Source organism: Streptomyces rhizoryzae, from assembly GCF_023155275.1.
Classification (GTDB): Bacteria; Actinomycetota; Actinomycetes; order Streptomycetales; family Streptomycetaceae; genus Streptomyces; species Streptomyces rhizoryzae.
Genome location: NZ_JALMUV010000036.1, coordinates 17,206 through 39,654, shown reverse-complemented (window position 1 = coordinate 39,654; position 22,449 = coordinate 17,206). Strand labels below are relative to the sequence as shown.

At 74.7% G+C, this 22,449-nt stretch carries 24 protein-coding genes and 1 pseudogene; 10 read left to right on the top strand and 15 right to left on the bottom strand.

What is annotated here, in order from left to right; all coding sequences use genetic code 11:
• Nucleotides 1-133: 133 nt before the first annotated feature.
• The 5 genes from MUU72_RS25230 to MUU72_RS25210 form a co-directional block, all read right to left on the bottom strand.
• Complete coding sequence (locus MUU72_RS25230; RefSeq protein ID WP_248015686.1) at nucleotides 134-1,153, bottom strand: hemolysin family protein; 1,020 nt, start codon at nucleotides 1,151-1,153, stop codon at nucleotides 134-136.
• Nucleotides 1,150-2,487 (bottom strand): hemolysin family protein, encoded by a 1,338-nt coding sequence (locus tag MUU72_RS25225; protein ID WP_248015685.1) that lies wholly within the window; start codon nucleotides 2,485-2,487, stop codon nucleotides 1,150-1,152. The genes MUU72_RS25230 and MUU72_RS25225 overlap by 4 nt, the downstream gene beginning before the upstream one ends.
• Before the next feature lie 256 nt (nucleotides 2,488-2,743).
• Complete coding sequence (locus MUU72_RS25220) at nucleotides 2,744-3,169, bottom strand: GNAT family N-acetyltransferase (protein WP_248015684.1); 426 nt, start codon at nucleotides 3,167-3,169, stop codon at nucleotides 2,744-2,746.
• A gap of 72 nt (nucleotides 3,170-3,241) precedes the next feature.
• Nucleotides 3,242-4,132, bottom strand: a complete 891-nt coding sequence (locus tag MUU72_RS25215; RefSeq protein ID WP_248015683.1) for an LLM class F420-dependent oxidoreductase — start codon at nucleotides 4,130-4,132, stop codon at nucleotides 3,242-3,244.
• A 133-nt stretch (nucleotides 4,133-4,265) separates the two neighbouring features.
• The gene (locus MUU72_RS25210; protein WP_248015682.1) at nucleotides 4,266-4,991 is read right to left on the bottom strand and encodes a GntR family transcriptional regulator; all 726 of its coding nucleotides are present in this window, start codon (nucleotides 4,989-4,991) and stop codon (nucleotides 4,266-4,268) included.
• Between the two features lie 63 nt (nucleotides 4,992-5,054).
• Here MUU72_RS25210 and MUU72_RS25205 point away from each other — a divergent pair.
• Nucleotides 5,055-5,978, top strand: a pseudogene (locus MUU72_RS25205) (multidrug resistance efflux transporter family protein); the annotation flags it as partial.
• Between the two features lie 3 nt (nucleotides 5,979-5,981).
• Here the strand turns inward: MUU72_RS25205 and MUU72_RS25200 are convergent.
• On the bottom strand, nucleotides 5,982-7,463 hold the full coding sequence (locus tag MUU72_RS25200) for an APC family permease (RefSeq protein WP_248015681.1): 1,482 nt from the start codon (nucleotides 7,461-7,463) through the stop codon (nucleotides 5,982-5,984).
• A 270-nt stretch (nucleotides 7,464-7,733) separates the two neighbouring features.
• Here MUU72_RS25200 and MUU72_RS25195 point away from each other — a divergent pair, with 270 nt between their 5' ends.
• The 3 genes from MUU72_RS25195 to MUU72_RS25185 are packed head-to-tail and all read left to right on the top strand — an operon-like array spanning nucleotide 7,734 to nucleotide 9,379.
• Complete coding sequence (locus tag MUU72_RS25195; RefSeq protein ID WP_248015680.1) at nucleotides 7,734-8,717, top strand: LysR family transcriptional regulator; 984 nt, start codon at nucleotides 7,734-7,736, stop codon at nucleotides 8,715-8,717.
• 9 nt (nucleotides 8,718-8,726) lie between these two features.
• Nucleotides 8,727-9,011: a hypothetical protein gene (locus tag MUU72_RS25190; protein ID WP_248015679.1), complete on the top strand. Its 285-nt coding sequence runs from the start codon at nucleotides 8,727-8,729 to the stop codon at nucleotides 9,009-9,011.
• On the top strand, nucleotides 9,008-9,379 hold the full coding sequence (locus MUU72_RS25185; protein ID WP_248015678.1) for a fic family toxin-antitoxin system, toxin component: 372 nt from the start codon (nucleotides 9,008-9,010) through the stop codon (nucleotides 9,377-9,379). Before MUU72_RS25190 ends, MUU72_RS25185 begins: the two co-directional genes overlap by 4 nt.
• A 15-nt stretch (nucleotides 9,380-9,394) precedes the next feature.
• On the opposite strand, the gene MUU72_RS25180 is transcribed toward MUU72_RS25185, so the two are convergent.
• The 4 genes from MUU72_RS25180 to bioB form a co-directional block, all read right to left on the bottom strand.
• A complete protein-coding gene (locus MUU72_RS25180; protein WP_248015677.1) occupies nucleotides 9,395-10,162 on the bottom strand; it encodes a class I SAM-dependent methyltransferase in 768 nt (255 codons plus the stop codon).
• A 41-nt stretch (nucleotides 10,163-10,203) separates the two neighbouring features.
• Complete coding sequence (gene bioD, locus MUU72_RS25175) at nucleotides 10,204-10,917, bottom strand: dethiobiotin synthase (RefSeq protein ID WP_248015676.1); 714 nt, start codon at nucleotides 10,915-10,917, stop codon at nucleotides 10,204-10,206.
• 97 nt (nucleotides 10,918-11,014) lie between these two features.
• Nucleotides 11,015-12,319 (bottom strand): adenosylmethionine--8-amino-7-oxononanoate transaminase, encoded by a 1,305-nt coding sequence (locus MUU72_RS25170; protein WP_248015675.1) that lies wholly within the window; start codon nucleotides 12,317-12,319, stop codon nucleotides 11,015-11,017.
• Entirely contained in the window at nucleotides 12,312-13,463 is a 1,152-nt protein-coding gene (gene bioB, locus MUU72_RS25165; protein ID WP_248015674.1) for a biotin synthase BioB, read from the bottom strand. The genes MUU72_RS25170 and bioB overlap by 8 nt, the downstream gene beginning before the upstream one ends.
• A gap of 227 nt (nucleotides 13,464-13,690) precedes the next feature.
• On the opposite strand from bioB, the gene MUU72_RS25160 reads away from it, so the two are divergent.
• The gene (locus MUU72_RS25160) at nucleotides 13,691-14,917 is read left to right on the top strand and encodes an 8-amino-7-oxononanoate synthase (protein ID WP_248015673.1); all 1,227 of its coding nucleotides are present in this window, start codon (nucleotides 13,691-13,693) and stop codon (nucleotides 14,915-14,917) included.
• A 237-nt stretch (nucleotides 14,918-15,154) separates the two neighbouring features.
• On the top strand, nucleotides 15,155-15,583 hold the full coding sequence (locus tag MUU72_RS25155; protein ID WP_248015672.1) for an ATP-binding protein: 429 nt from the start codon (nucleotides 15,155-15,157) through the stop codon (nucleotides 15,581-15,583).
• Nucleotides 15,584-15,629: 46 nt separating this feature from the next.
• On the opposite strand, the gene MUU72_RS25150 is transcribed toward MUU72_RS25155, so the two are convergent.
• The 4 genes from MUU72_RS25150 to MUU72_RS25135 form a co-directional block, all read right to left on the bottom strand.
• Nucleotides 15,630-16,268 (bottom strand): GNAT family N-acetyltransferase, encoded by a 639-nt coding sequence (locus MUU72_RS25150; protein ID WP_248015671.1) that lies wholly within the window; start codon nucleotides 16,266-16,268, stop codon nucleotides 15,630-15,632.
• A gap of 55 nt (nucleotides 16,269-16,323) precedes the next feature.
• Complete coding sequence (locus MUU72_RS25145; protein ID WP_248015670.1) at nucleotides 16,324-16,797, bottom strand: C40 family peptidase; 474 nt, start codon at nucleotides 16,795-16,797, stop codon at nucleotides 16,324-16,326.
• A gap of 415 nt (nucleotides 16,798-17,212) precedes the next feature.
• Nucleotides 17,213-17,521 (bottom strand): hypothetical protein, encoded by a 309-nt coding sequence (locus tag MUU72_RS25140; protein ID WP_248015669.1) that lies wholly within the window; start codon nucleotides 17,519-17,521, stop codon nucleotides 17,213-17,215.
• Between the two features lie 5 nt (nucleotides 17,522-17,526).
• Nucleotides 17,527-18,162: an ATP-dependent Clp protease proteolytic subunit gene (locus MUU72_RS25135; protein WP_248015668.1), complete on the bottom strand. Its 636-nt coding sequence runs from the start codon at nucleotides 18,160-18,162 to the stop codon at nucleotides 17,527-17,529.
• Nucleotides 18,163-18,221: 59 nt separating this feature from the next.
• Between MUU72_RS25135 and MUU72_RS25130 the strand changes: the two genes are divergently transcribed.
• The gene (locus tag MUU72_RS25130; RefSeq protein ID WP_248015667.1) at nucleotides 18,222-18,536 is read left to right on the top strand and encodes a type II toxin-antitoxin system Phd/YefM family antitoxin; all 315 of its coding nucleotides are present in this window, start codon (nucleotides 18,222-18,224) and stop codon (nucleotides 18,534-18,536) included.
• Between the two features lie 69 nt (nucleotides 18,537-18,605).
• Here MUU72_RS25130 and MUU72_RS25125 read toward each other — a convergent pair whose 3' ends face one another.
• Complete coding sequence (locus MUU72_RS25125; RefSeq protein ID WP_248015666.1) at nucleotides 18,606-19,553, bottom strand: M28 family metallopeptidase; 948 nt, start codon at nucleotides 19,551-19,553, stop codon at nucleotides 18,606-18,608.
• A gap of 533 nt (nucleotides 19,554-20,086) precedes the next feature.
• Between MUU72_RS25125 and MUU72_RS25120 the strand changes: the two genes are divergently transcribed.
• From MUU72_RS25120 to MUU72_RS25110, 3 genes are read left to right on the top strand one after another with little or no spacing between them, the layout of a single operon-like run.
• A complete protein-coding gene (locus MUU72_RS25120; protein WP_248015665.1) occupies nucleotides 20,087-20,389 on the top strand; it encodes an urease subunit gamma in 303 nt (100 codons plus the stop codon).
• Nucleotides 20,390-20,406: 17 nt separating this feature from the next.
• Entirely contained in the window at nucleotides 20,407-20,718 is a 312-nt protein-coding gene (locus tag MUU72_RS25115; protein ID WP_248015664.1) for an urease subunit beta, read from the top strand.
• The gene (locus MUU72_RS25110) at nucleotides 20,711-22,432 is read left to right on the top strand and encodes an urease subunit alpha (RefSeq protein ID WP_248015663.1); all 1,722 of its coding nucleotides are present in this window, start codon (nucleotides 20,711-20,713) and stop codon (nucleotides 22,430-22,432) included. The genes MUU72_RS25115 and MUU72_RS25110 overlap by 8 nt, the downstream gene beginning before the upstream one ends.
• Nucleotides 22,433-22,449: the final 17 nt, after the last annotated feature.

The following is a 22,449-nucleotide window of genomic DNA, read 5'->3' as shown; positions in this document are numbered from 1 at the left end:
ACGGATGCGTGACCGGGCCGCCGCGGCGGTTCCGCACGCGACTGACCGATCGGTTAGCAATCTAACCGATCGGTCAGTGAGCGTTTTTCCGGGGGTCGGATCCGCCCGCCGCCGGGCCGCGGCGGGCGCCGGATCAGCCGGCCGGCCGCTGGAGCACCAGCTCCCGCAGGACGTCCTCCATGGTCACCAGCCCGGCCAGCCGCCCGTCGTCACCGATCACGGCGGCCAGGTGCGTGCGCGATCCGCGCATCGCGGTCAGCACGTCGTCCAGCGGCGTCGCCGCCCGCACCCGGGCGATCGGGCGGAGCGCCGACACCGGGAACGGCGTGCTCCGCCGGGCGGCGTCCAACGCGTCCTTGACGTGCAGGTAGCCCAGGATCCGGCGGGTGTCGTCGACGACCGGGAAGCGGGAGAACCCCGACCGGGCGGCCAGCTCCTCCAGCTCCTCGGCGGTGATCCCCATCCGCGCGGAGACCACCTCGCCCACCGGGAGCACCACGTCCCGCACCGGGCGGCGGCCCAGCTCCAGGGCGTCCCGCAGCCGCTCCTGGGCCCGCTCGTCGAGCAGCCCGGCGGCCCGCGAGTCCTCGACCATCTGGGCCAGCTGGGCGTCCGAGAAGGTCGCCGCGACCTCGTCCCTGGTCTCCACCCGCAGCAGCCGCAGCACCCCGTTGGCCAGCGCGTTCACCGCGAAGATCACCGGGCGCAGGGCGCGGGTCAGCGCCACCAGCGGCGGCCCCAGCAGCAGCGCGCTGCGCACCGGCTCGGCCAGCGCCACGTTCTTCGGCACCATCTCGCCGAAGAGCATGTGCAGATAGGTCGCCGCCGCCAGCGCGATCACGAACGACACCGGGTGGATCAGCGCGTCCGGCAGCCCCACCGCGTCGAACACCGGGGAGAGCAGGTGCGCGATGGCCGGTTCGGCGACCGCGCCCAGCACCAGCGTGCACAGCGTGATGCCCAGCTGGGCCGCCGCCAGCAGCGCCGAGACGTGCTGGAGCCCCCACAGCACCCGGCCGGCCCGGCGGTCCCCGGCCTCCGCGTACGGCTCGATCTGGCTGCGCCGCACCGAGATCAGCGCGAACTCGGCGCCCACGAAGAAGGCGTTGACGACCAGGGTCAGCAGGCCCACCAACAACTGGAGCGCGGTCATCGCCGGGCCTCCTCGGCCTCGGCGGTGCCGGCCGGCGGCGCGTGCAGCAGCACCCGCGCCGCCCGGTGGCCGGACGCGTCCAGCACGTCCACCGACCAGCCGGCGACCTCCAGGGCGTCGCCGCGCCGCGGGATGCGGCCCAGCTCGGTGGCGATCAGCCCGGCCAGCGTCTCGTACGGGCCCTCCGGCAGCCGCAGGCCGATCCGCTCCAGCTGGTCGGCCCGGGCGGCGCCGTCGGCCTGGTAGAGCGCCCGCCCGTCGCCGTCCCGGCCGGCCGGGGCCAGGTCCGGGTACTCCAGCGGGTCGTGCTCGTCGCGGACCTCGCCGACCACCTCCTCGACGATGTCCTCCAGCGTGGCCACCCCGGCCGTACCGCCGTACTCGTCGATCACCACGGCCATCGTCCGCCGGCCGGACAGCCGGTCCAGCAGCCGGTCCACGGTCAGCGTCTCGGGCACCAGGAGCGGTTCCCGCAGCAGCTCGGAGACCGGGTGGCGGGGGCGCAGCTCGGCCGGGACGGCCAGGACGTCCTTGATGTGCGCGACGCCGACGACGCTGTCGAGGGTGCCGCGGTAGACGGGGAAGCGGGACAGACCGGTGGCCCGGGTGGCGTTGGCCACGTCCTCGGCGGTGGACTGCACCTCCAGGGCGATCACCTGCACCCGCGGGGTCATCACGTTCTCCGCGGTCAGGTCGGCGAGGCTGAGGGTGCGGACGAACAGCTCGGCGGTGTCCGCCTCCAGCGCGCCCTCCCGGGCGGAGTGCCGGGCCAGCGCGACCAGTTCCTGGGGGCCGCGCGCCGACGCCAGCTCCTCGGCGGGCTCCAGGCCCAGCCGGCGGACCGTGCGGTTGGCGGTGTTGTTCAGATGGCGGATCAGCGGCCGGAAGGCGGCGCTGAACACGCGCTGCGGGCCGGCCACCCGCTTGGCGACGGCCAGCGGGCTGGAGATGGCCCAGTTCTTGGGCACCAGCTCGCCGAGGACCATCAGGACCACGGTGGACACCGCGGTCCCCAGGACCAGCGCCACCGAGTCCGCGGCCGACCCGGACAGCCCGACCGCGGTCAGCGGCCCGGCCAGCAGGGTGGCGATGGCCGGTTTGGCGAGCATGCCGATGAGCAGGCCCGTCACGGTGATGCCGAGCTGGGCGCCGGAGAGCTGGAAGGTCAGTCCCCGCACCGCCGTCAGGGCGCTGTCCGCGCCCCGCTCGCCGCGCGCGACGGCGCGTTCGAGGTCGCTGCGCTCCACGGTCGTCAGCGAGAACTCCGCCGCGACGAAGACACCGCAGGCCAGGGTCAGCAGGAGCGCCACGGCCAGCAGGAGCAGGTCGGTCATCGGGTCACCTCCGTTCCATGATCGGACACGTCGCGGAGGTTCGCGCCCCGTCGCGGGGACGTATGACAACTGGGAGGCTCGGCCATGGCCGGACGCTCACACACCTTTCCGTCGAAATGGGTCCCGGACCGTATACCCGGACCCTCCATGGTAAAGGCACGGCAAAGTGCCCCGGTGTGGTGCGCCCCACCCGCCCCCGTGCGCGGAAGAGCCCGCCCCGGAAACGGGACGGGCTCTTCCGCGGCCGGCGGGCGCGTCAGCCGGTGAGCGGCTTGACCCAGCGGCTCCACTGCGGCTCGGGCGCGTAGCCGGCCGCCCGCCACGCGTGCTGCGCGAGCGCGTTGCGGTCCAGCACCATCGCGTCCGCGCGCCGGCCGCCGAGCGCGGCGAACCGCTCCTCGGCCGCCGCCAGCAGCGCCCCGCCGATCCCGCGCCGCCGGTGGTCCGGGTGGACGGCCAGCCGGTACAGGTGGCAGCGCCAACCGTCGAACCCGGCGATCACGGTGCCCACCAGCTCCCCGTCCCGCTCGGCCAGCAGCAGCGCCTCCGGATCGCGCGCCACCAGGCGGGCCACCCCGTCGGTGTCGTCGCTGATGCTGGTGCCCTCGGCGGCCACCTTCCAGAAGGCCAGCACGGTGTCGAGGTCGGCCGGTACCGCGGCCCGAATCTGAAGATCACTCATGGCCGGATCCCACCACCGGCCGCCGCTCCCTGTCGACCCTGCCCGCCGCCCCGGCTCCCGTGCAGCTTCCCCTCAGCTCCCCTTCAGCTCCTCGATCACCGGCGCGAACTCCTCCAGGCAGGTGTCCAGCACCGTGATGTACGAGAAGCCGTACTGCTCCCGGCGCTCCCGCAGCTGCTCGGCCATCTGCGCCGGTGTGCCGATCAGCAGCGTCGGCACCTCCAGCGCCTGGTCCTCGTCCACCCCGACGCCGTGGCCCGCGAACTCCCGGGCCGCCGCCCGCCGGTCGCCGGTCACCAGCACCCGCTGCACCAGGATGTTCAGCTCGGCCGGCTCCGCGCGGTCCGCGGCGTACGTGCGGTACGCGGCCACCGACGCCGCCACCTCCGTTGCGGGCAGCAGCTCCAGCGTGCCCTCCGGCTTGCCCGGCGCCTGCCGCCCGCCGGTGAACGCCACGATCTCCGCGTACCGGGCGGCCAGCCGCAGCAGCCGCGGCCCGTTGCCGCCGATCAGCAGCGGCGGGCGGGGCCGCTGCGCCGGCCGGGGCAGCTGCTCGGGATCGCCGAGCAGCCGGTCCAGCTCCCGGACCGTGTGCGCCAGGTGGTCCACCCGCTCGCCGGGCGTCCCGAACGGCAGCCCGGCCGCGTCGTGCTCGTCCTTGACGTACCCGGTGCCCAGGCCCAGCTCCAGCCGGCCGCCGGTGAGCGCGTCGGTGGTGGCCGCGTCGCGGGCCAGCAGGGCGGGGTTGAAGAAACCGGCGTTGAGCACGAAGGTGCCCATCCGCGGGCGCTCGGTCGCCTCCGCCGCGGCCACCAGCGCGGGGAACGGCGACGGCCACCCGAGGTGGTCGGGGACGAGCAGGACGTCGTAGCCGAGCTGCTCGGCGCGGCGGCACTTGGCGCGCCAGGCCGGGCCGGATTCGAGGGTGAGCAGATTGACGCCGAAACGGAACGGACGTGGCATGGCGGCCCCCTGGATACGTGGTCACGCACGGTGCGTGTAACCGTCAACGGTTATGCAATCACGCCCCGTTGGCCGTTGTCCGGGGGAATTCCGGGCCGGTGGCGCCGGGAGGGGAGGGGCCCCGCCGGGCGGGTCAGCCGCGTGCGGGCCGCGGGTTCGGGGTCCGCCGCCCGGGGCGGGCGTCCGCGTCGTCCGCGGCCTCCAGGGCCGCCTCCTCCGCCGCGGCCTCCTCGGCCAGTCCGCCCCAGATCTCCCCGGTCAGCGCCACCGCGGTGGCGGTGTCGCCCGCCGCGCAGGCGTCGATCAGGGCGTCGTGGCGGGCGGCGGAGGCCCGGGCCGCGGTGCTGGAGAAGCGGCGGCGCTCCAGCCGGCGCAGCAGCGGGGTGTAGCGGCGCACCGTCTCGGCCAGCGCCTCGTTGCCGCACACCGCCAGCGGGACGGCGTGCAGCGCGTCGTCGGCGGCGACCGCGGCGGCCGGGTCCTGGGCGTCCAGCGCGCGGACGAACGCCGCGTTCGCCGCCCGCATCGCGGCCAAGTGCTCGCCGGTCAGCGCCGGGACGGCGGTCCGCACCGCGAGTGCGTGCATGGCCTGGACGACCGCCAGCGCGTCCCGGATCTCCCGGGCCACGACCGGCGCGACCCTGGTGTAGCTCTGCGGTTTGGAGACCACCAGCCGCTCGGTGGCGAGCCGGGCCAGTGCCTGGCGCACGGGAGCGCGGGACAGGCCGAGCCGCTCGGCCAGCTCCCCGTCGTGCAGCCGCATCCCCGGCGGCAGCTCGCCGGAGACGATCGCCTCCAGCAGCGCGTCGTACGCCTTGTCGCGGAGCAGCCTTCTCGGCACCGGTTCCAGTGCGGTCACGCCCCGATCCTAAGCGGCCGGACCCGGCGGCCGGGGCCCGGGGAGCGGGCACTAACATTTTAGATGTCAGTATGGAGCCCGCGCGCCCCCGGCCTGCCGGGTCGGCGGCGCGCCGGGCCGTCCGGAGGGAGAGCCGTGCCGAAAGCCGTGCGCGGGATACGACGGGGCACCGCGGTCCCCATGGCGCTCGGCGTCCTCGCCGCCGCCTGCTTCGCCACCACCTTCGTCCTCAACCGCATGATGAGCGTGGCCGGCGGCTCCTGGCTGTGGAGCGCGAGCCTGCGCTACCTCTTCATGGCCGGGCCGCTGCTGGCACTGGTGGCGGTGCGCGGCGGGCTGCCCGCCGTGCTGCGCAGCCTCCGCGCCCGGCCCGGCGGCTGGCTGCTGTGGTCCACGATCGGCTTCGGCCTCTTCTACGCGCCGCTGACCTGGGCCGGGACGGCCGGCGCCGGATGGCTGGTGGCCGCCACCTGGCAACTGGTCATCGTCGCCGGCATCGTCCTCGGCGCGCTCGGCGGCGACCGGGTCCCGCTGCGCACCCTCGGGGTCTCCGCGCTGATCGTGCTGGGCGTGCTCCTCACCCAGCTCCGGGACGCCGGCGGCACCGGCCCGGGCGCCGCGCTGCGGGTGGTGCTGCCGGTGCTGGTCGCCGCGGTCGCCTATCCGCTCGGCAACCGCCGGCTGCTCGGCCTGGACGGGCTGGACGGCGTGCAGCGGACGCTCGCGATGACCCTCGGCTCGCTGCCGCTGTGGCTGCTGCTGGCCGGTATCGCCGCGGCCACCCAGGGCCCGCCGTCCGGTGGCCAGCTGGCGCGGTCGGCGGTGGTCGCGCTGGTGTCCGGGGTGGTGGCCACCACCCTCTTCTTCCGCGCCACCGACCTGGTGCGCCACCAGCCCGCCGCGCTGGGGGCGGTCGAGGCGACCCAGGCGGCCGAGGTGCCGTTCACCCTGCTCGGGGAGGCGCTGCTGGCCGGGGTCGCCGCGCCCGCGCTATCGGGCTGGGCCGGCCTGGTGCTGATCGTCGCCGGGCTGTGCGCGCATGCGCTGGGTCACGTACCCGGCGGCGCCGACCGCCAGCAGCAGGCCGACGGTGCCCAGGGTGAACGTCTCGAAGGTGAGCCGGGTAACGCCCCACACCGCCCGGAAGCGGTACGGCATCCCGGCGGCCTCCTCCAGGGTGCCGGGGAACAGCACCACCCATGAGCCGAGCAGGATCCAGGCGTACACCAGCACCGCCGCCCCCGTGAACCCCGGGGTGCCGAAGGGGACCTCGTAGGGCCGGGGCACCTCCCGGTGGCGCAGCCGGAGCGCCAGCAGCGCCGGGATCACCGCCAGGTAGGAGAGCAGCAGGGTGGTGATCGCCACCGACAGCACCACCCCGAAGACGGCCGAGGCGTCACCGCGCGCCAGGTGCATGGCGGCGAGCATGAAGGCGGTGGCGGTGACACCGGAGAGCAGGTTCATCCGGACCGGGGTGCCCAGCCGCGGGTGGAACGCGCCGAGCGCCCGGGTGAAGAACCCGCCGTCGGCCGCGGCCATCGCCTGCATCCGGTCCGCGACGATCATCCAGGCGCTGCCCTGCGTCAGCAGCGCCAGCGCGAACACCACCGCCGCGCAGGTCAGCAGCGGTCCCCGCCAGCTCCCGTAGATCTCGAAGACCAGCGCGGCGGCATCCATGAACCCGCCGACCCCGGTGACCCGGCCGGGCGGGGCGGCCGACAGGATCGCCGCCACCGGCAGCAGGTAGCAGCCGGTGGCGATGGCACCGGACATGCCGATCGCCACCGGGACGTCGTGCTGCGGGTCGCGCATCTCGTCGCCCGCCGCGTTGGGCGCCTCGAACCCGACGAAGGCGAAGAGCAGCACCGGCACCAGCGCCAGGAACCCGGCCCCGGTGGGCGTGAAGTCCGCCTCCGCCAGCCCCCGGAAGCCGTGCCGTACGCCGTACGCCACCGCCGTCGCGGTGAAGAAGGCCAGCGCCAGCACCTTCGCCGCGGCGCCCGCCGTGGTGATCCACTTGCCGCGGCGCAGCGAGACCACCGCGGTCAGGATCGCGGCCCAGATGAAGACCAGTTTGAAGACGTAGTCGGCGGGGGTGCCCGGGGCCAGCGGGAAGACGAAGCCGTTCCACGCCGCCGCGGCGAGGTACACCAGCGAACCGCCCAGCCAGACCGGGTTGGTGACCCAGTAGAACATCGTGGTCAGCGCGGCCGGCAGCCGCCCGAAGGCCACGTCCACCCACACGTACGGGCCGCCCTCCTGAGGGAAGGCGGCGCCGGTCTCGGCGAACAGCAGGGCGTAGGGCAGCAGGAACGCCACCGCCAGCGCCGCGGTCCAGGTGACGGCCTGCCCGCCGCCCGCCGCGATCTCCCCGATCACGTCCAGGGAGACCACCGCGGCGACGCCCATCGCCATGATGTCGAACCGGCGCAGCGTGCGCCGCAGATGCGGAACGGGGGCGGGCACGGACACGGCGCTGGCTCCTGACGGGACGGGGCGGCCGGGCGGACCGGCGGCCCGGCCGCCCCTCATCGTGCGGCACCGGCCCGGCCGCCCGGCGGCGGCGCGGCGGGCGGGCCGGTGCCTCTCGCCCCGATGACCCGGGGCCGGGCAGTGCGGTCCGCCACGTCCGGCAGCCCTGTCCCCGGCGGACTTCCCCCGCTAGGGTCGGCTGCGTAGTCGATCTTGGCGCTTCCCCCACGGCGCCCCGCGCAACCGTGCGCCGAGGACCGAGGGAGGGCCGTGGAACTCAACCTCCACCAACTGTGGATCTTCATGCAGGTGGTCGAGCACCAGGGCTTCTCCGCCGCGGCCCAGCGGCTCTACCTGAGCCAGCCCGCGGTCTCCAACCAGGTGCGCCGGCTGGAGCAGGCGCTGCGGGTCACCCTCATCGACCGCTCCGGCACCCGCGCCCGGCCGACCGCCGAGGGGGAGGTGCTCGCCGCGTACGGCGCGCGGATCCTGCGGCTCGCGGAGGACGCGGTGGCCGCCGTCCGGCAGGCCGCCGAACCGGTCACCGGGCGCCTCCTGGTGGGCGGTTCCACGACGGTGGGCACCTATCTGCTGCCCGGCCTCCTGGCCCGCTACCAGCGGCGCCACCCGGACGTCGGCTGCGAGGTCTTCGTCGCCGACGCCGACGCCGTCACCGAGCGGCTGCGCACCGGCGGCCTCGGGCTGGCGGTGGTGGCCGGCAGCCCGCCCGGCGACCGGCTGGCCGTGGAGCCGGTGCTCGACGAGCACTGGCTGCTGATCGCCGGCCCCGGCCATCCGCTGGCCGGCCGGGACACCGCCACCCCGGACGACCTGGCCGCCGCCGGCGCCCGCTTCCTGCTCCGCGAACCGGGTTCGCCGGCCCGCGCCCACCAGGAGCGGACCCTGGCCGACTGGGGCCTGGCCGGTGCCCCGCGCGCCGACATCTGGGGGCCCGAGACCGTCAAGCGGTGCGTGGCGGCGGGGATGGGCCTGGCCCTGCTCCCGGAGCACGCGGTGGCCGCCGAGCTGCGCGCCGGCACCCTGGCCGCGCTGCCCGTCACGCCGGCCCCGCCGCCCCGCCCGGTCAGCCTCGTCCGCCACCGGGACCGGCCGCCGTCCCGCGCCGAACGGGCCTTCCTGGCGGTGCTGCGGGAGCTGCGGGACGGGCCGGGGGAGCCCGGCCCGGAGCCGGCCGGTCCCGCGCCCGCCGGGCCCGGAGGACGCCCCTTGCCGGTGCTAGCGGATCCGCGCTAGCGTGGAGGCGTGGCGAAAACCCAGTTGAACGTCCGGGTGGACGAGGCCACCGCCGAAGCGGCGCGGGAGCGCGCCCTCCAGCGGGGCGTCAGCGTGAACCGCTACATCGAGGAGCTCGTCCTCAAGGACGCCGGCGAGGTCGGCCAGACCTTCGTCGAGGCCGCCGCGGACTTCATGAAGCAGTACGAGCGGGTCTTCGCCGAGGAGTTCGGCCCCGACCCGGGCCCGGACCGGCAGCCCGCCGCCGGCGAACGGCCCGCGCGCCACGGGGAAGGACATCCGGGCACAACGTGACACTGCGCATCGATCTGGCCTGGCTCCTCCTGATCGCCGAACGGCACACCCCCGGGGACCCGCAGGTCACCGACTGGGGCGCCCTGATGGCCGCGGTCGGCCGCCACGAAGCCGAGATATTCGGCGTCCCCGTCTACCCCGAACCCCAGGACCGCGCCGCCGCACTGCTCCAACTCCTGCTGCACGTCCCGGCCCTGGAGCGCTCCAACGCCATGTTCGCCAGCGCGGTCGCCTACGGCTTCCTCGTCGCCAGCGGCCTGAAGGTCACCACCTCCCCCGAACAGGTCCGCGAGCTGGCCCGCCGGGTCAAGGACGGCACCGCGGACGTCCGCGCCATCGCCGACGAACTGCGCACCTGGACGCACTGACCCGGGGCCGCCGGCTCAGGGGAGCCGCCGCGCGACCGTGATGATCTCCGGGGAGTCCGGGGTGAACGGGCGCCGGTCCCAGTCCCCGTAGCGCGCCTCGACCGCCAGCCCGGCCGCCGCGAGCCGCGCGGCGAGCGCCGCCGCGTCCAGGAACCGCAGCGTGGCGTGGCTGACCACCGGTGCGTCCCACCCCGGCCCGTCGAACGTCTCGGTGAACCGCACCAGCTCACCCCTGACCGGCAGTTCGACCCGGTGCGTCACCCGCGCCCGGCGGCCGTCCGGGCGGGTCACCGTCACCGCCCGGTCCGGCGTCCACCGCTCCCACGGCCGCACCAGCGGATTGCGGGTCTCGAACGCGAAGCGGCCGCCGGCCCGCAGCGCCGCCCGGACCGCGGCCAGCGCGGTGTCCGGCTCGGCGGCACCGGTCAGGCACTGGAAGGCGTGCCCGGTCATCACCACCAGGTCGAAACCGGAGTCCGGGCCGGTGCCGGTGACGTCCGGGGCCCTGGCCGACGCAGCGCCGGCCAGGAACCACTCGATGCCCAGGTCCGCGCGGCTCCGGGCCCGGCCGAGCATCGCCGGGGACGGGTCGAGCCCGGCGATGCGGCCGGTGTGGCCCGCCTCCCGGGCCCGGTGCAGCAGGGTGCCGGTGCCGCAGCCGACGTCGAGGACGGCGTCCGCGGCCAGGACCAGCGCCAGGTAGAAGTCGTTGTCGGGACCCCAGGGGTTCAGCACGTCATACCACGCGGCGAGGTCCGCGTCCGCGGTCGGGTGATCGGCCATTCCGCCAGTGTCCGGCACAACGGGCCCCGTACGCACGGGAGTTACGCGGTGCCGGCGTCCTCCGGGAGTGCCGGGCCGGTGCCGCCCAGCTGCGGGGCCAGCCAGCCGGGCGCCGCGGCGCGGAAGGCGTCCGGCGGCAGCGTCCCGGAGCCCTCCGGGATCAGGCCGAGCAGCGGGACGCCCGCCGACTCCGGCAGATCGGCGAGGTTGCAGCGGGCGGCGAGCCCCGGCTCGGCCGGCCAGCTGCCGATCACGACGCCGGGGCAGTGCAGCCCGTGGGTGCGCAGCGCCAGCGCGGTCAGCGCGGTGGTGTTGAGGGTGCCGAGCCCGGCCTCGACGACCACCAGGACCGGGGCGCCGGCCATCCGCGCGGCGTCGGCCAGGGTGTGGCCGGCCGCGTCGAACCGGACCAGCAGGCCGCCCGCGCCCTCGACCAGTACCAGGTCGTGCGAGGCGGCCAGCTTCGCCGCGGCCTCGGCGATCTCCTGCGGACCCACCGGCGGCAGTCCGGACCGGCGGGCGGCCGTGGCGGGCGCCAACGGCTCGGGGAAGCGGGCGAGTTCGCTGACCGTGACCGGGCCGGCCAGGCGCGCGGTCTCCGCCGCGTCCCCCGGCTCGTCCGGTCCGACGCCGGTCTGGGCGGCCTTGAGGACCGCCACCGAGCGGCCCCGGCGGAGCTCCGCCGCGGCGATCGCGGCGGTGGTCACGGTCTTGCCGATCTCGGTACCCGTACCCGTCACGAACAGCACCGACATGGGTGTGCCTCCGAACTCTCAGGGGGTGGTGGGGAAGAGGAAAAGGGGAGGGGAGGGAGCCGTGGCGGGGACGGCCGGCGCCCCCGCCACGGCGGGGTCAGCCCGCGCGGGCGGCCGCGCACACCGCCGCGCCGATCCGCGCCACGTCCTCGTCGCCGGTGATGTACGGCGGCATGGTGTAGATCAGGTCCCGGAACGGCCGCAGCCAGACGCCTTCCCGGACCGCGGCCCGGGTCGCCGCCGCCATGTCCACCGGGTGGTCGAGCTGCACCACGCCGATCGCGCCCAGCACCCGGACGTCGCGCACCCCGGGGACGTCCCGCGCCGCCGCCAGCCCGTCCCGCAGGCCGGTCTCGATCCGTTTGACCTCCCGCGTCCAGTCCTGGGACAGCAGCAGCTCCACGGAGGCGTCGGCGACCGCGGCGGCGAGCGGATTGCCCATGAACGTGGGACCGTGCGCCAGTACCGGCAGCTCGCCGCGGGCGATCCCGCCGGCCACCTCCGCGGTGCACAGCGTCGCCGCGAGGGTGAGGTACCCGCCGGTCAGCGCCTTGCCCAGGCACATCACATCGGGGGCGACCGCGGCGTGCCCGGCCGCGAAGAGGGCACCGGTCCGGCCGAAGCCGGTGGCGATCTCGTCGAAGACCAGCAGGACGCCGTGCGCGTCGCACGCCTCCCGCAGCACCCGCAGGTAGCCGGGGGAGTGGAAGGACATCCCGCCCGCGCCCTGCACCACCGGTTCCACGATCACCGCCGCCAGCTCGTCGGCGTGACGGGCGATCAGCTCCCGCAGGTGGGCCGCGTACCCGGCGTCCGGCGGGGCGTCGAAACCGGCCGGCGGCGCGTCCGCGAAGACCTGCCGGGGCAGCACGCCCTGCCAGAAGTGGTGCATCCCGCCGTCCGGATCGCACACCGCCATCGGCTGCCAGGTGTCGCCGTGGTAGCCGCCGCGCCAGGTCAGCAGCCGCTGCTTGCGCGGCTTGCCCAGCGAACGCCAGTACTGGAGGCACATCTTGACGGCCACCTCGACCGACACCGAACCGGAGTCGGCGAGGAAGACGTGGCGCAGCGGCTCCGGCGTGATGTCCACCAGCCGCTTGGCGAGCCGCACCGCGGGCTCGTGGGTGAGCCCGCCGAACATCACGTGGCTCATCCGCTCCAACTGGCCGCGGGCCGCGTCGTTGAGCACCGGGTGGTTGTAGCCGTGCACCGCCGACCACCACGACGCCATGCCGTCGACCAGCTCGGTGCGGCCCTCGGCCGGCCGGCCCAGCCGCAGCCGGACACCGGCGGCCGACTCGACCAGCAGCGGCTCGGTCCGGCCGGGCATCGGCCCGTACGGGTGCCAGACGTGCTCCCGGTCCAGAGCCAGCACGTCGGCCGGTGTGAGCGGCTCAGGCATTGGGCGGCAGGTCGGTCCCGGCGCCGCGGCGGCGCACTGCGACGAGGTTGCGCCGGGCCTCCTCGGCGGGGGCGGGCACGGCGGCCGGCGCCCCGTCCGCCGGCTCCGCGCCGCAGGCCTCCGCCGGGCCGGCGGCGTCCCGGCGGTGGGCCGGGAGGGTGGCCGTCCCGGCCTCCTCCACCTCGAACCCGGCGTCCGCGATCATCGCCAGGTCGTCCTTGCCGGCCTGGCCCTCACTGGTCAGGTAGTCGCCCAGGAAGATGGAGTTGACCAGGTGCAGGGCGAGCGGCTGGAGGCTGCGCAGGTGCACCTCGCGGCCGCCCGCCAGCCGGACCTCGATGTCCGGGCAGACGAACCGCACCATGGCCAGGATGCGCAGGCACCGCTGCGGGGTGAGGTTCCACTCCTCGGCCAGCGGGGTGCCCTCGAACGGGATCAGGAAGTTGACCGGCACCGAGTCCGGGTCCAGCTCGCGCAGGGCGAAGACCACGTCGACCAGGTCGGCGTCGGTCTCGCCCATCCCGGCGATCAGCCCCGAGCAGGCGGACATCCCGGCCGCCTGGGCCTGTTGGACGGTGTCGACCCGGTCCGCGAAGTCGTGCGTGGTGCAGATGTCGCCGTACGTGGCTTCCGAGGTGTTGAGGTTGTGGTTGTAGGCGTCGGCGCCCGCCGCGCGCAGCCGCTCCGCCTGGCCCTCGCTCAGCAGCCCCAGGCAGGCGCACACCTCGACGCCCTCGTTCTGCTCCTTGATGGCGGAGATGGTCTCCGAGACCCGGTCCACGTCCTTGTCCGTCGGGCCCCGGCCGCTGGCGACCAGGCAGACCCGCTTGGCGCCGCCGGCCACCCCGGCCGCGGCCGCCTTGGAGGCGTCATCGGGCTTCAGCCAGGTGTACTTGAGGATCTCCGCCTTCGAGCCCAGCCGCTGCGAGCAGTACGAGCAGTCCTCCGGGCACAGGCCCGACTTGAGGTTGACGAGGTAGTTGAGCTTGACCCGCCGCCCGAACCACGCGCGGCGCACCTTCCCGGCCGCGGCCACCACATCGAGCAGTTCGTCGTCGGACGTCGCCAGGACGGCGAGCGCCTCCTCGCGGGTCGGCACCTCGCGCCGCAGTCCCTTGTCCACCAGTGTGTTCAGCAGGTCCATGGCGATGATCCTGGCGTACGCCACGGCGTACGGCCAAGGAGGATTCCCACAACGCCCGGCGATCGGGGTGTGTGTATCACCACACCGTCCACCGGTGGAACGACCGCTAACGTCTATCGACAGCCCACAATCGAGCCCCCACGGGCCCGTTGCCCGGAACCGCTGACGGGAACCGTACCCCGCGCGGTACGGGACCGTTCCCGGTGCCGAGACGACGAAGGACGCCGATGCCGCAGGACTCCGCCCCGCCGCTGCCGCGCGACACCCCGCCCGCACCCCCCGCCGGGCGGGCCGTCGCGGCCCTCCGGCCGGCCTCCGGCGCGGCGTTCGACTGGCTGGACACCGCCCGTGCCGAACGCCGGCGGGCCGGCTTGGTCCGCACCCTGCGGCCCCGCCCCGCCGACTCCCCGCTGCTGGACCTGGCCGGCAACGACTACCTGGGCCTGGCCCGGCACCCCGAGGTCACCCGCGGCGCGGCGGCGGCCGCGCACCGCTGGGGCGCCGGCGCCACCGGCTCCCGGCTGGTCACCGGCAGCACCGAACTCCACGCCCGGCTGGAGGCCGACCTGGCCGCGTTCTGCGGCTTCGAGGCGGCGCTGGTGCTCTCGTCCGGCTACACCGCCAACCTCGCCGCCGTCACCGCGCTCACCGCCCCCGGCACCCTGGTCGTCTCCGACGCCGGCAACCACGCCTCGCTCATCGACGGCTGCCGGCTCTCCCGGGCCCGTACCGAGGTCGTCCCGCACGCCGATCCGGCGGCCGTGCGCACCGCGCTGGCCGGCCACCGCGGCCGGGCACTGGCCGTCACCGACGCGGTCTTCTCCGTCGACGGCGACGCCGCGCCGCTGGCCGCCCTCGCCGACGCCTGCCGCAGCCGGGACGCGGCGCTGCTGGTCGACGACGCGCACGGCCTGGGCGTCCTGGGCGACGGCGGCCGCGGCGCGGTCCGGGCCGCCGGACTGGCCGGGGACGCCGACGTGGTGGCGACCGTGACGCTCTCCAAGTCCCTCGGCGCACAGGGCGGGGCGGTGCTCGGCCCGGCCCGGGTCATCGAGCACCTGGTCAACACCGCGCGGTCGTTCATCTTCGACACCGGGCTGGCGCCGGCGGCGGCCGGCGGCGCGCTCGCCGCGCTGCGGCTGCTGGGCCGGGAGCCCTCCCGCGCGGCCCGCGTCCGGCGGGTGGCGCGGGACCTGCACGCCCGGCTCACCGCCGCGGGCCTGACCGCGGCCCGCCCGGACGCGGCGGTGGTCTCCGTGCGCGCGCCCTCGCCGGAGGCGGCGGTGCGCTGGGCCGCGGACTGCCGGGCGGCCGGCCTGGCGGTCGGCTGCTTCCGGCCGCCGTCCGTGCCGGACGGGATCTCCCGGCTGCGGCTGACCGCCCGCGCGGACCTGACGGACGCTCAGATCGCCGCGGCGGTCCGCACCGTGGTGGCCACCGCGCCGGCGGCCTGACCCCGCCGGCCCCGCCCGCACCGCCCCTTCCTCCCCCGATCGCCGCCTTACGCGGCCCACTTCACCGGATCGGACGAGCGCACCGCGCAAGAAGTCCGTAGGGGTGGGGCGCCCGCCCGCCGCACCGGCAGCACGGGTGGCAGTCTGGCGCACAGCACACAACCGAGGCGGCCGGCGTCCCGGCCGGCCGCCCGGCCGCCCGGCGCCGCGCCCGGTGGGGAAAGGGACGGCGTCGTCATGGCAGACCACCAGGAATCCACCCGCACCCTGCCGAGCCTCCCCGCCTCGGTCGCCGCCGCCCGGGGGCACGTCCGCGACGTCCTCACCGGCTGGGGCCTGCCACCGGGGTCGGCGGCGGCCGGCGATCTGCTGCTGATGGTCTCCGAACTGGCCTCCAACGCCGTCCAGCACACCCGCGGCCGCTCCCCGGCCTTCACCGTCGAACTCCGCCTCGACCGGGCCGAACGGCTGCGCCTGGGCGTGACCGACAGCCATCCCCGCCCGCCGCGCCGGCTGCCCGCCGCGGTCCAGCAGGACAACGGCCGGGGCCTGGTCATCCTCCGCGCGCTGGCCGCGGAACACGGCGGCCGGCTCTCGGTCGAGCCCACCGCCGCCGGCGGCAAGACGGTCTGGGTGACCCTGCGCTGGCCGCCGGCCGCGCCGTGACACCCGGCACCGCCCGGCCACCGGCGCGCCGCTCCCCGGCACGGCCCTAACCGGGCGGGGTCAGCAGGGCCTCCGCGCCCACCGGGCGGAAGCCGGCCGCCAGCAGTGCCCGGACGCTGCGCGCGTTGCCCGGCGCGACCTGGGCCCAGAGCACTTCTCCGGCCGGTATCAGATGCCGCGCGGCCCGGGCCAGGGCCCGGCCCAGACCGCGGCCCCGGGCGGGCTCGTCCACCTCCAGGGCCAGCTCCCAGCGGCCGGCCACCCCGCGGCCGACCGCCACCGTGCCGCCGTCGCCGGTGGTCCAGGCGCGCACCGCGTCGCGGTGGCGCAGGGCCCGGGTGCTGCGCGGGTGCCCGGCGGCGGTTGTCCCGGTCAGGGCGAGCGGGGGCGGACCGGGGAGCGCCCCGGCGACCGCCAGCAGGTCGACGCAGCCGATCTCCCGGCCGGTACGGGCGCTGAGCGCGCCGAGGAACGGCGGGTTGAGCGGCGCCGCCAGATCGCCGGGCGGTATCCGCTCGCGCACCCACGCGGGCGGCACATCGGCGAACACCACGGCGTGCGCGGTGAAGGACAGCACCCCGGCATCGCGTGGTGTCGGCGCGGGCAGCACCGTCACCGCGCCGTCGGCGGGTGGGAAGCTGCCCCGCGCCGCGGCCGCCAGCAGCTTGCTCAGTTCCCCGGCCATACCGCCAAGTTACCGAACGGCACTGACACGTGGGCATGGTGCGCGGCGCCGCCGGTCAGCGCACCCGCCCGTACCAGACCGCGCGGCTCCAGATCCGCTCCAGGCGGACCACCGCGCCGGCCTTGGGCGCGTGCCAGATCCGGTCGTCGCCGGCGTAGATCCCGACGTGGTACACGCCCCGGCCGGAGTGGAAGAAGACCAGGTCGCCGCCCCTGCGGGCGGACCGCGAGACGTGCTCGGTGTGCCGGTACTGCTGCGCCGCGGTGCGCGGCAGGGCCCGTCCGGCGCGCCGGAAGGAGTACAGCGTCAGGCCCGAGCAGTCGAAGCTGTTGGGTCCCTGCGCCCCGTACCGGTAGGGGGCGCCCTGCTTGGAGGCGGCGATCCGCAGGGCCTTGACGGAGACCGAGGCCAATTCGACCTCGGGAGCGGCCCCGTGGGCCGGTACGGGCCCTCCCAGGGTGACCAGGGTGAGGGCGGAGACGGTGCCGGCACGCGCCAGCAGATGCGGCATCTGCACGCGCATGGTCATGCGCAACCCTTCGTCAGCCGGTGATCCGGACGACGGCGGGTTCAGCTGCCCGTCCGGACCGCCCCGTCGCTGTGGCGGGGGCTTGTCGTCCCAGGGATCGTCACGCACCACCCACCCGATTTCCGAGCTGAAAATGCCGTCTGTGACATTGGTCACCTTTGCGCCGAATGAGCGGTTTCGTCCCGATCGACCCGTTGACCGGCGCGGCGGCGCGGCCGGGACCAGCGCCGAAACCGCGGGGCCACCGGAATCTCCGGTGACCCGCGCAATTCCTCGCCCCCTTACCGCAGCCGCCTGCGCTACGCCGTCCGGGCACCCCGGAGCGTCACGTGTCCCGGCCCGGACCGGGGCGCGCCCGCGTGGCGCGCCCCGGTCCGGGCCCCCGTACGGCGCCCGTGCGCACCCGGTCCGTCCGTCAGGCGCCCTCCTGCGGCGGCACCGCCACCCGCTGGGCCCGGCGTTCGCCGTCCAGCACGCGCAGCGCCCGGCCCAGCGTCGCGGGGTGCAGTTCGCTCTCCCCGCGCCGGTGCATCAGGGCGAGCGCGTCCCGCAGCTCGGCGGCGGCGCCGACCAGGGCCTGGGCGGCGCGCAGCGAGCCGTAGGTGCTGGTGCCGCGGGCCGGGTTGATCCGGCCGAGCTGGTCCAGGGCCGCCAGATAGGCGTCGATCAGCTGCCCCTCGGCGCGGGTCAGGGCGGGCAGCGGCGGGAGCTGCGGCGGCCACATGCCCCTCACCGCCCGGTGACCGCGGCGGCGGTCCGCTTGCGGCCGCGGGTGAGTCCGTCGATCAGGCCGTACGCCCGGGCGCCCGGCGCGTCGAAGAAGGTGTCGCGGACGGTGTCCTCGGCGATCCGCTCCCGGGGCTGCCCGGTGTGCCGGGCCAGCAGGTCCACCAGGGTGTCGCGGGTGCGCAGCATCTCCTCCGCCTGGATGCGCAGGTCCTCGACCTGGCCGCGGACCGGTTCGGGCAGCGCGGGCTGATGGATCATCACCCGCGCGTGCGGCAGCGCCAGCCGCTTCCCCGGGGTGCCCGCGGCCAGCAGGACCGCGGCCGCCGACGCCGCCTGGCCCAGGCAGACCGTCTCCACGTCGCAGGAGATGTAGCGCATCGTGTCGTAGATCGCGCTCATCGCGGTGACCGAGCCGCCGGGGGAGTTGAGGTAGAGCGAGATGTCCCGGTCCGGCGCGGCGTGTTCGAGGTGGAGGAGCTGCGCCATCACGTCGTTGGCGGAGGCGTCGTCGATCGGTGTCCCCAGGAACACGATCCGCTCGCTCAGCAGCTTGGAGTACGGGTCCGTGGTCCGGACCCCGTAGCCGGTGCGCTCGGTGAACTCCGGCAGGACGTGGCGCGCCGTCGGCGGCAGCATGGGCTGCTCCCTTCCTCTGTAAAAAATGTACAGGATGTACATCCCGTTAGAATGGGAGCATGGCCTACGAAATTCCGGTGACGCAAGCCCGGGCCGAGCTCGCGGATCTGATCAACCGCGTCGTCTACGGCGGCGAACGGGTGGTGGTCACCCGCCACGGAAAGCCCCTCGTGGCGCTGGTGTCCGCCGCTGACCTGCAACGGCTCGAAGAGCTGGGGCGCCAGGAGGAGGCCGCCGAGCAGGACGGGGTGATCAGCACGGTCTCCTCGGTGCGGCCCCTGGCGTCCGCTCCGGGCGAACGCCGGCGCTTCGGCATCGCCGCGGAACACCGCGACCCGGCCGCCGGGGACCGGCGACCGGGTCGGGAGAGCTGACCTGCGGGGTGCGGCGCGGACGGGGGTGCCGGCCGCGCGGTGCGGCGGCCGCCCCCGTCCGGCGCGGCGTCAGGAGCTGAGCTGCCAGACGGCGTTGGCGATGGCGTCGGTGTGGTTGTGCAGCGCGGTGTCGTCGATGTTGCGGGAGGTGTCGCAGGAGCGGTGGTAGCAGGCGTCGAACGCCTTGCCCGCGGTGCCGCCCCACGCCTTGGCCTGGGCGGCGGTCTTGATGTAGTCCGCCCCGGAGAAGAGCCCGCCGACCGGGACGCCGGCGTCCTTGAAGGGCGCGTGGTCGGAGCGGCCGTCGCCCTCGGTCTCCGGCTCGGTGGCGATGTTCTTCGCGGCGAACCAGTCCTTGAAGACCTTCTCCAGCTTGGCGTCGTCGTCGTAGACGAAGTAGCCCGGGTTCGGCGAGCCGATCATGTCGAAGTTCAGGTACGCGGAGATCTTCGCGCTGTCGGCGCCGAGGGCGTCGACGTAGTGCCGGGAGCCGACCATGCCGTCCTCCTCGTCGCCCCACCAGGCGAACCGCAGGTGCTTGGCGGGCTTGAGGTGCTCCCGGGAGACGGCGAGCGCGACCTCCAGGATGCCCGCCGAGCCGGAGCCGTTGTCGTTGATGCCCGGGCCGGCGTCGACCGAGTCCAGGTGCGAACCGGTCAGGACGGTGGCGTCCTCGGCGCCGCCGGGCCAGTCGGCGATGAGGTTGTAGCCCTTGGCGCCGCCGCTGGTGAACTCCTGCACGCTGGTGGTGAAGCCGGCGGCGTCCAGCGTGCCCTTGAGGTAGTCCAGCGACGCCCGGTAGCCGGGCTGCCCGTGGGCGCGGTTGCCGCCGTTGGCGTCGGCTATGGACTGGAGCTTGTCCAGGTGGGCCTTGACGGCGGCCACCGGGATGTCGGGGGCGGCCTGGGGGCTGGGCGTGGCGGCCCCGGCGGCCGCGGCCCCGCCCAGCAGGGCGGCGACGGCGGTGCAGGCGCCGGCGGCGAGGGCCGCGCGGCGGATACGCGAAGAGCGGGTCACGAAGGGCTCCGATGCTGTTGTGGGGGGTGCCCCGGAGCGGGACATTGTTGACGCGAGCATGAGGATTGCGAGGGAGTTCGAAAAGCGTCAAGAGCGGATACCGGACACCCGCGTTCGCGCAGCGGAATGCCGTCTGGTTTATGGCGAAAATTCCGATTGATTGCGAGACTCTCGGTCGTTTTTCCGTATTCCGGAAGGGGGTTGAGGGTGTGGAATTCGCCACCACGCATCCGTACAACCCTGGGCCGTGGAAGGGGAAAGCGAAGGGCTCGATTCCGGTCGCCGACCGGTAACAGCTGGTGATTTCCGGTGTGTTACGCCGGGCGCGGCAAGGGCTGGGGAAATCGCCCGCGCGCGTAACGGCGTCGAAATCCCGCCTAACTAGCCTGCCCGCATGGGGCAGTTGATGGTCAAGTGCTGGAATCCGGTTTGCTTCCCCTTTAAACATTGTGTGGTACATCTAACGACACAGGTGTGTCCATGCCTGTGACCTGGGCAAATGCGCCCGGGTGAAAACCTGTGAGGTGGAACGTATGCAACTGACCCCGCATGAGCAGGAACGGTTGTTGATTCATGTGGCGGCAGACGTGGCCGAAAAGCGGCGGTCCCGGGGGCTGAAGCTCAACCACCCCGAAGCCATCGCGCTGCTGACGGTGCACATCCTTGAAGGGGCCCGGGACGGCCGTACCGTCGCCGAGCTCATGTCCTCCGGGCGCAAGGTGCTCACCCGCGACGACGTCATGGAAGGCGTCCCGGAGATGATCCACGACGTCCAGGTGGAAGCCACCTTCCCCGACGGCACCAAGCTCGTCACCGTTCACGAACCCATCAACTGACCACGGGAGAGCAGACAATGATCCCGGGACAGATCCTCTACGCCGACGAGCCGGTGCGCCTCAACGACGGCCACCCCCTCACGCGCATGACCGTCCTCAACTCCGCCGACCGCCCCGTCCAGGTCGGCTCCCACTACCACTTCGCCGAGGCCAACGCCGGCCTCGACTTCGACCGCGCCGCCGCGCACGGCAAGCGGCTGAACGTCGCGGCCGGCACCGCCGTGCGCTTCGAGCCCGGCATCCCCACCGAGGTCGAGCTGGTCCCCATCGCGGGCAAGCGGATCGTCGTGGGCCTGCGCGGACAGACCGGAGGTCCCCTCGATGGCTGAACTGACCCGCCAGCAGTACGCCGACCTCTTCGGCCCCACGGCCGGCGACCGGATCCGGCTCGCCGACACCGACCTGGTCGTCGAGATCACCGAGGACCTCTCCGGCGGCCCCGGCCGGGCCGGTGACGAGGCCGTCTTCGGCGGCGGCAAGGTGATCCGCGAGTCGATGGGTCAGTCGCGGGTGACCCGCGCCGAGGGCGCCCCGGACACCGTGATCACCGGCGCCGTGGTCATCGACCACTGGGGCATCGTCAAGGCCGACGTCGGCATCCGCGACGGCCGGATCACCGCCCTGGGCAAGGCCGGCAACCCCGACACCATGGACGGCGTCCACCCCGACCTGGTGATCGGCCCGGAGACCGAGGTCATCGCGGGCAACGGCAAGATCCTCACCGCCGGCGGCATCGACACCCACGTCCACTTCATCTGCCCCCAGCAGGCGGACGAGGCGCTGGCCGCGGGCATCACCACCATGATCGGCGGCGGCACCGGCCCGGCCGAGGGCAGCAAGGCCACCACCATCACCCCCGGTGCCTGGCACGTCGCCCGGCTCTTCGAGGCGATGGACAACCTGCCGGTCAACGTCGGTCTGCTGGGCAAGGGCAACACCATGTCCCTGCCCTCGATGCGCGACCAGCTGCGGGCCGGTGTCCTCGGCTTCAAGATCCACGAGGACTGGGGCGCCACCCCCGCCGTCATCGACGCCTGCCTGTCGGTCTGCGAGGAGAGCGGCGCCCAGCTCGCGATCCACACCGACACCCTCAACGAGGCCGGCTTCCTCGGCGACACCATCGCCGCCATCGCCGGCCGCTCCATCCACGCGTTCCACGTCGAGGGCGCCGGCGGCGGCCACGCCCCCGACATGATCGCGATGGTGTCGGAGCCGAACGTGCTCCCCGCGTCCACCAACCCCACCCGGCCGCACACCGTCAACACCGTCGAGGAGCACCTCGACATGCTGATGGTCTGCCACCACCTCAACCCCGCGGTCCCCGAGGACCTGGCCTTCGCCGAGTCCCGGATCCGGCCCTCCACCATCGCCGCCGAGGACATCCTGCACGACCTCGGCGCCATCTCGATCATGTCCTCCGACGCCCAGGCCATGGGCCGGATCGGCGAGGTCGTGATGCGCACGTGGCAGACCGCCCACGTCATGAAGCGCCGCCGCGGCGCCCTGCCCGGCGACGGCCGCGCGGACAACCACCGCGCCCGCCGCTACGTCGCGAAGTACACCATCAACGCGGCCCTCGCCCAGGGCATCGACCACGTCGTCGGCTCCGTGGAGAGCGGCAAGCTCGCCGACCTCGTGCTGTGGGACCCGGCGTTCTTCGGCGTCAAGCCGCAGCTGGTCATCAAGGGCGGCCAGATCGCCTACGCGCAGATGGGCGACGCCAACGCGTCCATCCCCACCCCGCAGCCGGTCCTGCCGCGCCCGATGTTCGGCGCCATCGGCAAGGCCCCGGGCAGCAACTCGCTGAACTTCGTCTCACAGCAGGCCATCGAGGACAACCTCCCCGAGCGCCTCCCGCTGGGCAAGTCCTTCGAGGCGATCCGCTCCACCCGCGGGGTCACGAAGGCCGACATGCGCAACAACGACGCCCTGCCGCGCGTCCACGTCGACCCCGACACCTTCACGGTGACCATCGACGGCGAGGTGGTCGAACCCGACCCCGCCACCGAACTGCCCATGGCCCAGCGGTACTTCCTCTTCTGAGGCGCCGCCACCGAAAG